Source organism: Shewanella baltica (genome assembly GCF_900456975.1).
Lineage (GTDB): Bacteria > Pseudomonadota > Gammaproteobacteria > Enterobacterales > Shewanellaceae > Shewanella > Shewanella baltica.
In genome coordinates, this window is the sequence record NZ_UGYM01000002.1 from 1,923,202 (window position 1) to 1,936,585 (window position 13,384).

Annotated in this window: 8 protein-coding genes and 1 pseudogene; 2 read left to right on the forward strand and 7 right to left on the reverse strand. The window is 48.1% G+C overall.

Annotation, left to right across the window (positions count from 1 at the left end; all coding sequences use genetic code 11):
* Positions 1 to 130 precede the first annotated feature (130 nt).
* The 7 genes and pseudogenes from DYH48_RS08660 to cmoA all read right to left on the reverse strand — a co-directional run bounded on the left by DYH48_RS08660 (position 131) and on the right by cmoA (position 8,390).
* Entirely contained in the window at positions 131 to 1,039 is a 909-nt protein-coding gene (locus DYH48_RS08660) for a LysR family transcriptional regulator (protein WP_006081753.1), read from the reverse strand.
* A 203-nt stretch (positions 1,040 to 1,242) separates the two neighbouring features.
* Complete coding sequence (locus DYH48_RS08665) at positions 1,243 to 3,105, reverse strand: M3 family metallopeptidase (RefSeq protein ID WP_115334532.1); 1,863 nt, start codon at positions 3,103 to 3,105, stop codon at positions 1,243 to 1,245.
* A pseudogene (locus DYH48_RS08670) lies at positions 3,080 to 4,024 on the reverse strand (alpha-L-glutamate ligase-like protein). Before DYH48_RS08670 ends, DYH48_RS08665 begins: the two are co-directional and overlap by 26 nt.
* A 2-nt stretch (positions 4,025 to 4,026) precedes the next feature.
* On the reverse strand, positions 4,027 to 5,532 hold the full coding sequence (locus DYH48_RS08675) for an inactive transglutaminase family protein (protein WP_115334533.1): 1,506 nt from the start codon (positions 5,530 to 5,532) through the stop codon (positions 4,027 to 4,029).
* 356 nt (positions 5,533 to 5,888) lie between these two features.
* On the reverse strand, positions 5,889 to 6,632 hold the full coding sequence (locus tag DYH48_RS08680; RefSeq protein ID WP_115334534.1) for an ATP-dependent zinc protease family protein: 744 nt from the start codon (positions 6,630 to 6,632) through the stop codon (positions 5,889 to 5,891).
* Positions 6,633 to 6,666: 34 nt separating this feature from the next.
* Entirely contained in the window at positions 6,667 to 7,662 is a 996-nt protein-coding gene (gene cmoB / locus DYH48_RS08685; RefSeq protein WP_011846752.1) for a tRNA 5-methoxyuridine(34)/uridine 5-oxyacetic acid(34) synthase CmoB, read from the reverse strand.
* Positions 7,659 to 8,390, reverse strand: a complete 732-nt coding sequence (gene cmoA, locus DYH48_RS08690) for a carboxy-S-adenosyl-L-methionine synthase CmoA (RefSeq protein WP_006081747.1) — start codon at positions 8,388 to 8,390, stop codon at positions 7,659 to 7,661. The genes cmoB and cmoA overlap by 4 nt, the downstream gene beginning before the upstream one ends.
* Positions 8,391 to 8,540: 150 nt before the next feature.
* On the opposite strand from cmoA, the gene DYH48_RS08695 reads away from it, so the two are divergent.
* Both DYH48_RS08695 and aspS read left to right on the forward strand, forming a co-directional pair.
* Positions 8,541 to 11,351, forward strand: coding sequence for a transporter substrate-binding domain-containing protein (locus DYH48_RS08695; protein ID WP_115334535.1), 2,811 nt, complete (start codon positions 8,541 to 8,543; stop codon positions 11,349 to 11,351).
* Positions 11,352 to 11,535: 184 nt separating this feature from the next.
* Positions 11,536 to 13,314, forward strand: coding sequence for an aspartate--tRNA ligase (aspS, locus tag DYH48_RS08700; RefSeq protein WP_115334536.1), 1,779 nt, complete (start codon positions 11,536 to 11,538; stop codon positions 13,312 to 13,314).
* The last annotated feature ends 70 nt before the right edge of the window (positions 13,315 to 13,384 follow it).

The following is a 13,384-nucleotide window of genomic DNA, read 5'->3' on the forward strand; positions in this document are numbered from 1 at the left end:
CTTTCGCACTAAGCACTAAGCACTAAGCACTAAGCACTAAGCACTAAGCACTAAGCACTAAACCAGCGTCAGCACTAGGCTCTTAGCGTCTTGCTCACTCAAATTGAGAACTCGTTTGGTTATCTTGCTATTAATTGTTATTTGTCGGTTCAATTCCATGCTGTTTTAAAATCAAAGAGGCAAGCAGTTTAGATGCTGGTCCTTGTTGATCCCTATTGGGGATCACTAGGCTTAACATGATGCGGCGTTTTTGACTGCCATCAAGATGTAAACGCACTAAATTGCCCGAAGCCAATTCCTCTTGGACTAAAAAAGACGGGATCCAACAGAAACCAATACCTTGGTTTAAAATGACTTTTGCTTCGTGGAAGTTAGAAACTGTCCAGCGCTGCTCAGCTTTGAGCCAGCCGATGTCGATATTGGATTGCACGCCGGTATCTTTGATCACTAACTGTAAATACTGTGCCAGTAGCTTATCGTCTTCAATCGAACCTAAGTCAGCGAGTGGATGACTTGGATGACAAACGAGGTAGAGTTCTTGTTCACATAAAGGCTCGGATAAATACCCTTTAGGCGGCACCCCTGCACAGATAGCAATATCGACTTTACTCTGCAGAATGAGCTCTTGGGTGCCGGTGATCACTGAGTCCAGCATGATGATGCGAGTGCCACGGCTGTGGGGCAGAAACGCATTGAGGGCACATACTAAGCTTTCCATCGGATAGATAATTTCACGGGCAATCGTGAGTGTCGGCTCCCACCCTTGCTCGAGATTACTCGCGAGCTGTTCTAACTCGTTGACGGCTTGGGTGACATGCCGTGAGCGGCGCAGCAGTACTTCGCCTTGCTGGGTGAGATAGGCTTTACGGCCTTTGACTTCGAGTAGTTCAATACCTAATTGATGCTGTAATTTGGCAACCGCATGGTTTAGTGACGATTGACTCTTGTTGAGTTTTTCGGCCGCTTGGGCATAGCCGCCAAAATCGACCACCGCTTGCAAAATACGCCATTGTTCTAAGGTAGATTTAGCTCGAGTCATTATAATCTCAAAAAAACGATAGATTGAGGCTTATAGTGGCCACTTCTTACGACTTTTTCAATTAAATATCATAGAGTCAGTCATTCTCACGACATACTGCTAGCTATGTCGCGCTAAGTTATTGAGGGGATAGAGAGGCGAATCATGACGATTAACTGTGTTTGCGCCCGAGCGAGTCACAAACACAGCTTATGCATTCACTCTTAAAAAGCACAAGAGCCTGTGGCGTCGAAAGCTTGATTGTCAGAATTACCAGCATGTTCCGAAGCGGTGCGATTGGAGATCCTTTGGATCAGCGAAGCGCTATCAACGGGCGCACCAATAATGGCATTCAATTGTTTACTTACGTTTAAAGCGTCTTCATTGACGACTAACAAATTGAATAATTGAAGTTTGTCTTGGCAGCCTAATGTTGCTTGATCAATCAGCTGGGCTAACGATGCTTGCCAGAGCGATTGGTAGTAGAGCGGACCTTCGTTGGCGATAGCATTGAAGCTGTAGGGATAATCCTTGGTTTGCGGCCAATTTTGGCCGAAGCTAGCACTAAACTCTGCACCGATATCCGGATAGACTTGTGAATTTACATCTTGATAAAAGTTGACTGCAACCTTAGCGCGAAAGACTTTGAGCTGTTTCGAATAAGCTTTAGCTAGTGTTTCACGCTCTTGTAAATAGTTTTGCTCAAATTGCGGAAAGAGTTGATGGCGCAGTACTTCAGCTAACCAGAGACTCGCCACAAAATGGCTATCCTGACTCTGTCCCATGGCATTGTTGAGGTAGAAATGGCTCGCTTTAGCAAGGGACGTCATTGCTTCTGCGATGGATTCGGTTAACTGTTCAATGTCTTTGTAGTTACTCAGTTGCGGCTTAAGATCCAACGCCTGTTGTCCAAATTGCTGGCCGAGTACACTTTGGCGCAATGTCTGCTGTTGACTACTTTGCTGTGGATTTTGGTTGTACGCCACATAGATTTCACCCAACAATCTTTGCTGGTGGTAAACCCTGACGATATGTGGCCGATTAGGATCGGTTGGTGCTTTCTCGGCGTTGGCGGTTGCTATGGTCTCAAACTGCAAACCAAACACTTGCAGATAAGTAAAGCTGCGACTCAAGACGTCTGAGGTCTGCCATGTGGGGCCCTTGGCTGATGCTTGTTGTGACAGGGTACGTCCAATATCCCAGGGAGCCACTTGCAAATCTTGGGTTTGGCTATCAAGAAAGGCTTTGACCAACTCGGGGGATGATAACTGCTGCGAACTAAGCGCTAATGCGCTGTAATCGGTAAAGCCTGCGGCAGTGGCGGCTTGTTGGCGCTGCTCTGCAATTCGCTGTAATGCCGTTTGATTGGTTTCACTCGCTCTGGCTTGGTAGGCTTGCCATACATTTTGGCGACATACGGCGTTTTCCTGTGTCAGTAAGTAGCTGACGATAGTGCCCGAAAAATCGCTTTGCTTTGCACTGCTGCGCTTCGGCTCGTTACTTTTATCCTCTTCTTCATGCAGATGATGTTGCTGCTGAGTCGCTTCGGGTTGGCATTGGTTGTCATTGAAGGCAAGACTAAATTGTTGGCTGCCTAACCCTTGGCCTATGCTGGCCTGCGCCGTATGCAGTTTCGCTTTTTCCTCGGCGCTCCAATGCTGTTGTAGCAAGTGTTTAAGCTGTTGGCTCAACAGTATTTGTTCAGTATTACCTTGGGCTAAGGCGTAAGCCAGTTGGCTTAATTCCGCTTGGTTGAGAAGTTGCGACAGGGTATCGGCTAGGTGTAACTGGCATTGCAGTAAACCTTCGCGTTCTTCACTCGGTAAGTTAAACCCACGATAATAGTTGAGCCTGTCGTTGATATTATTAAGCCCAATCGTCTGTTGCTCAAAAATAAGCGCGCGCTGGGCCAAGGTTAATTGCGCCGTCGTTAAGCGCGCGTTGGCGAAGGCAGACGCGAGCTCAATGTTTGGCAAACGCAGACATTGCTCAACCAAGAGGGGAACAGGACTTGGCGCCGCATAGGCGGCATTCGTAGCATAAAGGCTTAAGCCAAGCAGGCTAACCAGTAAAGTGGGTTTTAACATAGGCAACACGTTCTGCAACTGTCATAGAATGAGATGACATGGCTTCAACATGCTTAAGACGAGGCAAAATACCTTTTCCATTTGCAATCTGAATCGCCAGTCCCGGGCGCGCATTGAGTTCAAGTAGTAAAGGGCCTTTGCTTTGATCTAGCACCATGTCAGTGCCGAGATAACCCATTTCACACATTTCATAGGCGCTGGAAGCTGTATGGAGCAAGCTTTCCCAATGGGGCACTATGATGTCGGTGAGTTTTTTACCTGTATCGGGATGAAACTCAATTTGTCTATCAAATTGCACAGCATGTAACCCTTTTCCGGTGGCAATGTCAACGCCTACACCCACAGCGCCTTGATGTAAGTTGGCTTTACCGTCGGAGGCCGCAGTCGATAAACGCAGCATGCCCATCACGGGAAATCCCTTAAAAACAATCAAGCGTATATCGGGTACCCCTTCATGGCTGTAGCCTTCAAACACAGGATCGAATTCGATTAGGCCTTCGATAATGGCAACATCGGGTTTACCGCCGAGTGAAAATAACCCACTGAGAATATTGGAGACATGGCGGTTAAGTTCAGAGAGGCTGATCTCGTGGCCACTGGGTTTAAAATAGCGCCCATTATCGACCTAAGTGATCACAATAATGCCTTTGCCGCCCGAGCCTTTGGCGGGTTTGACGACAAATCCACTTCGGCTTGAGATGCGTTCAGGGATATGCGCTATCTCGTGTTGTTCGCGTACGACCGCAATCAGATCAGGAACAGCAATATCATTCGCTAAGGCCAGCTGTTTAGTGATCAACTTATCATCGACGCGTTTATAAAATTTACGCGGATTGTAACGGCCAATGTAATCGATATTACGTTGGTTCATATTCAGCACGCCATTTTTGCGTAGCTCCCACGGCCAAGCGAACCCCATGTTTATGCACCCGCCAATGATTTAAAGCGTTTGAGCTCGAGCAGACGATAACCTGTGTATTGCCCCATAAGTAATACTAAGGCCAAGATCACTAAGTGAATCCCGAGAAAGCTAAACACCCAATGCTGTACCCAGCTTGCGCTCATGGCGAGGTAGGCCAAGGTGGCAACCATCAAACTACCGCCACCTTGGAGCATGACCTCCCTCGGACCTTCTTCTTCCCACAGAATCGACATGCGTTCTATGGTCCACGCCAGAATAATCATAGGGAAGAAAGTAATGGTTAAGCCTTCACTCAAACCAAACTTGTAGGAAAGCAGTGTGAATACGCCGATGATCCCAATCACCACGATGATCACTGCCGATATCCGTGAGATTAGCAGTAGATTTAAATGGGATAGGTAGGAACGGATGACGAGTCCGCAGGAAACGATAAGCAAAAAACCAATTAACCCGGTGAGTAAGCTGGTTTGAATAAAGGCCAGTGCGATTAATACCGGCATAAAAGTCCCTGAGGTTTTAATGCCAATCATCACCCGCAAAAAAACCACTATTAGTACGCCGATGGGGATCAGCAAGATCCCTTTAAAAAGGCTTTGCTCCTCAAGGGGTAATTGGTAGAGGGAGAAATCGAGCGCATTGTTGTTCATCATCATGTCGATGGATGTCGCAAGGGCAGAACGGGTGTCCTGCAGCATTGCGAAGTTCACCTGCGAGTTAACTCCGCCCATGACATCAAGCACTGAGTGGCCCGCACGTTCCCACAGCAGCAGGTTTTGGGGGCGACCTTGTTTGCCTTTGACTAAATCGAACAGTATCCATTGACCGTCGTGAAAGACTTCAACAAAGGGCGATAAGGGCTGTCGACGGCGTTGATCTTCTAAATACAAACCGCTGACCTTGTGCGCAGGAATGCCCTTAGTGTGTAGCATGTGTAAAAACAGTTGGGTCGGCGTTTGGCTTGCGAGCAATAGCTCGACATTCTGGCTGCGTTTAGGCTCGGTTATCGATGCCATCAATTGTTGGGCGAAGGAGAGGTTGCTCGCGCTGCGAGCCCAGGCATCTGCAATCACTTGCTCTGCGGCGGCTTGTTCAGTCGCGGGCCATGAATAGGCTTCGGGCGCTGTGGGAGTTTGAGTCGCTGGCATTTCGGTATGCCCTGTCGGCACCAGTGTCACTTTGTAATATAAATCCTGTGTGCCTAGGGCTTGGCGTATCGACCAAACCGCGCGGCGATCGTTGTCATTATGATTGATGGTTAAACCGTAACCCGGTGAACTGGCATTTTCGACCAGCACTTGGTAGGCAGGATCTTGCGGTAAAGAGAAAGACACTTCTGCTGGTTCACCCGTACCTTGAAAACTGACTTTGGCTTCCACGGCCCAGCTTTGAACTTGCTTACCGGGCAAAAAGGGCACGTTATGCTCGACGCCACGGTAAATGCTGGCGCCAATGCCGACAATAAAGAGCACTGCCACCAAGATATAGAAAGGGTTGCGTGAGTGCATTATGGATCCTTCTTGTTAGGACAACTTAGTGTTTGGTCACTTAGTGCTACGTCTACTCAGTGTTATGCCAACGCGGGATTGTCTATTAAAAAACTGATGTGATAGTCACGAGTGTTGTAGTCACGAGTGTTATAGTCACGAGTGTGATAGTCACGACGCCTGCGTTGGCTGAGCTATTTTTTTGCGTATTAAGTTGTCGAAAAATAATAATTTTAAGCTGTCGTTGTGAACGGTGAGTTTGAGCGGCGTGACTGATACCAAAGCTGATACAAAATCCACGCCTGACGCTTAGCTTTGACATTCATCGCTGTTGGTTCTCACGCCTCTTGAGTTCGGCCATTTAGTTCAAAGCGTGCTCACTGCGCCGAGGTTACTTGGTTTGTTACTTTGCCGTGGACATAACGTTGACTGACATCGACTACGGCAATGTCTTTCATAAACTTGCGTCCAAGTAGTAACGGATAATCGAGGTGGCTGCGGTCGGTGAGGTTGAGATCGGTTTCTGCAGCATATTGACCAATTTTAAGATGCGCGTGGATCACAGGGCGGCGATCTTCTTTCTCGCTCGCATCTTGTTTAATGCGGACAAAGCGCACGACTTTGGCCTCAAACTGTTGTGGCGGAGTGTTTGCCCCCTGAGTGAATACCTCAAACCGTACCCATTGATTACCATCGCGCTCAAACAGGGTGATATTGCGCGCATCGATAGAGGAAGACTCGGCGCCCGTATCGATTCGGGTGGCAAAATAAGTGTTGAGTTCATCCACAAACACGTTTTCGACTTCACCTAAGATAAACTTGTCACCTAAGGGCGTGCGGGCGCATTGTTTGGGCACGGCAACGGTTTTAGCTTTGGGTGTTTCTAGACTCGCGACTTGCTGTTGTAGTAGCTGCACTTGCTCGTGCAGTTGCACGAGAGGCGCCGTATCTTGAGGTTGGCATCGCTGATTGATGACCTCAATCAGCGAGTCTTGTTGCTGGGCTAAACGGGTATTGAACGTGGCAGCATCTACGGGAACTGTGGCATGGGTGGTCGGTTCTGTCATTGCACATCCCCCAAGTGTGGTGGTAATGACAATAGCGAGCAGCTGCTTAAGCATAGTGCTTCCTGTTAGCGGTAAATCTGATATTAGATCAACTGATTAAATCCTGATTCGGCTGGTTCTTCACCGCGATAATCGTGGCGCGTTTGGGCGCAGGATAACCTTCAACCGTTTTGGTGATGTCGTTAGGATCCAAGTACTCAACCAGTGACTCGTTGGGCATCCAATCGGTACGGCGTTGCTCTGCAAGGGCTGTGACATCGGTATCGACACAACGTATGTCGGTGAAATCACACTTCTTTAACCAGAGCATCAGCGCGGCAACGGACGGAATGAACCATACATTATTCATTTTGCCATATCTATCTTGAGGCACGAGTACGGCGTTTTCGTCGCCATCTATCACTAATGTTTCTAACACTAGCTCACCACCAGTACGCAACTGATCACGCAGTTGTAACAAGTGATCGATAGGTGAACGCCTGTGATACAAAACACCCATGGAGAAAACGGTGTCGAATGCATCGAGCGGTGGCAACTCTTCAATGCCAAGAGGCAAAAGGTGCACAGGGTGATGTGTGCCCGCTAACCGTTTTACCGCTTCAAACTGACATAAAAACAACGGTGAAGGGTCGATACCGACTACACGTTTGGCACCTGAGCCCAACATGCGCCACATGTGATAACCACTGCCGCAACCAACATCGAGCACAGTGCGGTTTTTCAGCGGTGAAATATGCTGCTTCACGCGATCCCATTTCCAGTCACTGCGCCATTCGGTATCGATATGGATGCCATGAATGTGGAAGGGGCCTTTACGCCATGGCATAAACAGACGCAGTAGGTTCTCAAGTTTCTCTTTTTCGCCAGGGCTAAGTTGCTCGCCGCTACCGACGGTCACGCTATCGATAAAGTCCACTTGGTCGGGTGCAGGATAGTGCAGCTTGTTGAGCACTTTTTCCCACTTTGGCAAGTTGCCGTGTTTATGATCCCGTTGCCACTTGCCTAAAATGCTCGGCAGGGTTTCGAGCCAGTGTTGTAGATTTGAATCGGCGATTTGTTGGTAAAACGAGCTAAAGCTGATCACTTGATGGCCACCATAGAAGCAAAGTTAAAGCATTGGAACCAGAGACTAAAGTGACTGAAGCCTTGGCTGGTTAGGCGTTGTTGATGCGTGGTTAAGGTGTCAGGCTTCATGACATTTTCCAGCGCACTGCGTTTTTGGCTGATCTCGAGTTCGCTGTAGCCATTGGCGCGTTTAAAGTCTAAATGTTGCTCTTCCAATAGGGTTTGGATCGGGGCATCTTCAAAGCGAATTTTTTCCGACAGCACTAAAATCCCACCGGGGTTTAGGCCTTGATAAATCTTGGCTATCAGGGTTTCTCTGTCTTCTGGCGGTAAAAACTGCAAGGTAAAGTTGAGTACCACCAGTGAGGCATTTTGAATATCGATATCGCGAATATCTCCGCAAACCAGATCGACGTCCGTATCGCTGACATAGGCATTCAGGTTCTCTTGGCAGCGTGCAACCATAGATTCGCTGTTATCCACGGCGATAATACGACATTGACGGCCTTGGATTTGGCGACGAATACTTAAAGTTGCGGCGCCGAGTGAGCAACCCAAATCGTAAATTTGAGTATTTGGCATGACGAAACGATCTGCAAAATCGCCTATGGTATTGATAATTTGCGTATATCCAGGCACGGAGCGGCGGATCATGTCACTGAACACGCCTGCTACACGGTTATCAAACTGGAAATCGCTAATATGCTCGCTCGCTTGAGCGTAGATAGTGTCTTGAGAAACGTTCATCTGAGATTTTTCATGGGAATTCAACCCGGCATTTTAACGAATCCGATCGATTAGCAGCAAGTCTCATACTGGTAATTTGCGATAAATTTTTGTCTAATACGCCATAGATAACAAAATCGTTACATGTACATCAAGTACTAAGGGCTCAACTTGAAGTTTGTGATCCACTTAATCGTGATCTTGTGCAGCTGTTTTTTGAGTATAACAGGGCAGGCAAGTCCATTGCCCGACGAGCCATTAATTGTGGTGATGGGGGAGGATAGCTTTCCCTATCAATATGTCGACAACGATGGCGAGCCGACCGGACTACTGGTCGATTTATGGAAAGAGTGGGCGAAACAAAGCCATACCCAAGTGGTTTTTGTGGCGCGCCACTGGCACGAGTCCCTTGATCAACTGCGGCAAGGTAAGGCGCAAGTGCATATCGGCATGGGGAAAACCCCAGAGCGTGAGCAAGAGTTCGACTTTGCTGAGCCCATCGCCGATGTCGGTACCTTTTTGTATCTGCATAAATCCCTGCAGGGTAAAAAGTCCATTAAAGAACTCATTCCCTTTCAAATTGGTGTGGTGGCGGCTTCATCCCATGAAGCGGAATTGCACCGTATCGAACCTCAGCTAGTGTTTAAACGTTACGAAAGTCGTGAGAAATTACTCGCTGGGGTCGCAGCCGGCGAGATTATGGTGTTTGCGGGCTTAGAAGGTTATTTGAAAGATCCCGCTTCATCCCAAGAGGTTGCCGCGAATTATCCCAATACGGCGCGTATCCAAATTAAGGCGATGCAATTTGTTCCTGCGGTCAAAAAGGGCAATCTCGATTTAGTTGATAGGATCAATAAAGGTTTCACCGCGCTCGATCCGCACTTTATCCAACAAACGGAGCGACGATGGCTTGGCTACCAACGTCAACAAGCTGGGATTGTTATTTCCATGCAACTGGGCGCCGAGCCTTTTGTGGACTTAGGGGTCGATGGTTTACCCCATGGCTTGTATGTGGACATGTGGCAGCTTTGGTCTGAGAAGACCGGTATCGCCGTTGATTTTATTTCTGGCGATATGAACTCCAGTGTGGATGACGTTCGCCGAGGTCTTGCCGATGCGCACATTGGTTATCCAGAGAGTGATGATGTTAAAACGGGGCTTAATCGGGCTTGGCACTTATATACAGTTAAGAGCCGCTTGTTTCTCTTTCAGCAGCAATTGACCGATTTAGACAGCTTAAAAGGCAAACGTATTGGTGTGGTGCCGACGGCGCCTTATCTGGTGGAGTTACGTAAAGCCTTACCCCAAATGGCACTGCGTTATTACGACAATATGGATGCCATGGTCGCGGGCGCAAGATCGGGCGAGATTGTTGGCTTTGTGGCTTCGGGTGCATGGACATCCCATTATTTACTGCTCAATAAAGGCTGGTCTGACTTTAGCCAGTATCCCAATCTCGAATTTAGCACCAACATTTATGTGCTGACTCGCAGTGATGATCCAGGTCTGACGCAGCGGATCGCCAATGGCTTTAACAATATTAGCAATCAAGAGTTTGCCGATATTGAAAATAAATGGATGCTCAATCCCAAAGATCATGTTTTTACCCAAGCTGAGCGCCATGTCAGCCTAAGCCCAGCAGAACAGGCCTATGTGGAAAGTGTAGGCGAGCTTAAAGTGGGCTATTTAAAGCAGTGGCCGCCGATGGAGTTTATGGATGAGCAGGGCGAGTTTGCGGGGATCAACAGCGATATCGTCAAATTACTCAAGGAACAGCTCAAACTTAAGCTCACGCCCGTTGCCTTTGATGATTGGCATTCGTTAATCGAGGCGTTGCAAAAGGGCGAGGTGAGTTTAGCCGGCAGTGTCGCCCAAACGGCAGAGCGCCAGCAGCGTTTAGCGTTTAGTGAGGCTTATTGGCCATCGCCGTGGGCATTAGTGTCGCAATTGGAGCAAGTCTCGGTATTCAATATTGCCCAGCTTGCAGGGCAAAGGGTGGCCGTGGTCGAGGGCTATCATTTGGTGGCGCAATTGATGAGTCTTGAACCTTCACTCAAGTTAGTGATAGTGCCAAATACGCAGGCGGGATTGGCGGCGGTGACGAATGGCAATGCGGATGTGTTTATCGATAAAGTGGTGACATTGGCCTCCGAACTTAAAACCAGTCACTACCCGACGCTGAAAATGTCGCTGCTGAGTGATCTTGCCGATCAGCATAGCCATATTGGTGTTTATCCTCAGTTTGCGCCGCTGGTGCCACTGATTAACAAAGCCTTAGCCTTGATTGACGCTCAGCATCAGCAGCAAATTTATGCGCGTTGGGTGTCATTTTCTGTCGCGACAGAGAGTGCTAAATATCTGCTATGGCTGCGTTATATCGTATTTGGCGTGATTATTTTGTGCTTAGTGATGGTGGCAGTGTTGTTAGTGAATCGCCGCTTAAATCGTGAGATCACCCAGCGATTAGTCGCAGAAAAACGTTTGCTGCATGTGGCAAACCACGATGCTTTGACTCAGTTGCCCAATCGCGCCTTGCTCGATGACAGATTAGCCCAAGCTTTATTGTCCCATCAGCGCGAGCAAGCGCATTTTGCCTTGTTATTTATTGATCTGGATGGCTTTAAACAAATTAATGATCAACATGGTCATCCGATTGGTGATGAATTACTGGTACAGGTCGCCCAAAAGTTAACCAAGGTTATCCGTGGCTCAGATACCGTGGCGCGATTTGGCGGCGATGAGTTTGTTATCCTGCTAAATCGTGTGCAAGATCTCGATGCTGCAACCCAAGTTGCTGATAATATTCTACAGGCACTGTCGAGCCCTTTGCTTATTCAAGGCGTCAGTGTCAGCATAGCGGTCAGTATGGGCGTGGTGATTTACCCCCGCGATGGTGATACCGCGATAGGCTTATTGAAAAAAGCCGATCAACTGATGTACCACGCAAAAAGTTGCGGCGGGCGTTGTTATCGCTCAGCTTGATGTTTTTTTGAACGCTCATGCTCAGATAGTGCGTTCGCCTCTAGTCAAGGGCGTAAAACTGTTTGATACTTCACCGCCTAAGTGTGAAGTACTTTGGTAATCGGCATTATTTTACTATAATGCCGCTTTTATCTCGTTTTGATTATTTCCAAAGCACCGGTTTCCGGATAAAGGATAGAGTTAGATGCGCAGTCATTATTGTGGAGACGTCAATAAGTCTCACGTTGGACAAGAAGTTACCTTGGTAGGTTGGGTTAATCGTAGCCGTGATTTGGGTGGCGTTGTCTTTTTAGATTTAAGAGACAGAGAAGGTCTGATCCAAGTGGTCTATGATCCAGACTTACCTGAGGTGTTCAATGTCGCCAGCACGCTGCGCGCCGAATTTTGCGTTCAGGTTAAAGGCCTAGTTCGCGCCCGTCCTGACAGCCAAGTCAATGGTCAAATGAAGACGGGTGAAATTGAAGTCTTAGGCCAAGCCTTGACTATCATCAACGCTGCCGATCCGCTGCCATTGAGCATGGATAACTACCAGAACAACAGCGAAGAGCAACGTCTTAAGTATCGTTACTTAGATTTACGTCGCCCAGAAATGGCGCAGCGATTAATTTTCCGCGCTAAAGTGACCAGTTCTGTGCGTCGTTTCCTCGACTCAAACGGTTTCTTAGACATAGAAACACCGATCCTGACCAAGGCAACCCCAGAAGGTGCCCGCGATTATTTAGTACCAAGCCGTACTTATAAAGGTCAGTTCTTTGCCTTGCCACAATCGCCACAGCTGTTTAAACAGTTGCTGATGATGTCAGGCTTTGATCGTTACTATCAAATCGTAAAATGCTTCCGTGATGAAGATTTACGTGCCGACCGTCAGCCAGAATTCACCCAAATCGATATCGAAACGTCTTTCATGAGCTCTGAGCAAGTGATGGCGAAAACCGAAGAGATGATGCGTGGTCTGTTCCTTGAAATGCTGAACGTCGATCTGGGCGAGTTCCCACGCATGACCTACAACGAAGCGATGCGTCGTTTCGGTTCAGATAAGCCAGATTTACGTAACCCATTAGAGTTGGTGGACATTGCCGATTTACTCAAAGAAGTCGAATTTGCGGTATTCTCTGGCCCTGCTAACGATGAAGAAGGTCGTGTTGCCGCACTGCGTATTCCAGGCGGCGCTGCACTGTCTCGTAAGCAAATCGATGATTACACTAAGTTTGTTGGCATCTATGGTGCTAAAGGCTTAGCGTGGATGAAGATTAATGACCTAAGCCTTGGCTTAGAGGGCATTCAATCACCTGTGCTGAAGTTCTTGAATGAGAGCATTGTTAACGAAATTATCAGCCGTACTGGCGCGCAAACCGGCGACATTATCCTGTTTGGTGCAGATCAGGCGACTGTGGTTGCTGAATCCATGGGCGCACTGCGTCTTAAAGCGGGCGAAGATTTTAACTTATTGCAAGGCGAATGGCGTCCACTGTGGGTGGTTGACTTCCCAATGTTTGAGAAAATCAACGGCAATTTCCACGCTGTTCACCATCCGTTTACCGCTCCGCGCGGCGTAACGGCGGCAGAACTTGAAGCTAACCCAGCAAATCGCGTTTCTGATGCTTACGATATGGTATTAAACGGCTGCGAATTAGGCGGTGGTTCAGTGCGTATCCACAACCAAGAAATGCAGTCTGCGGTATTCCGTATTTTGGGTATTACCGACGAAGAAGCTAAAGAGAAGTTCGGCTTCCTGTTAGAAGCGCTGCGTTACGGCACTCCGCCACATGCAGGTTTAGCGTTTGGTTTAGACCGCATCATCATGCTGATGACGGGCGCAAGCTCAATCCGCGATGTGATGGCGTTCCCGAAAACGACAACAGCCGCTTGTCCGCTGACTAACGCACCAGGATTTGCTAATCCGCAGCAGTTAGCTGAACTTGGCATTGCCGTGGTTGAGAAAGCCGTTAAAACCGAAGACTGATCTTTCGTAAGAGGGCTTTTGTAAATCGATCTTATGCAAATCGACCTTATTCAAGTCGACGTTATGTAAC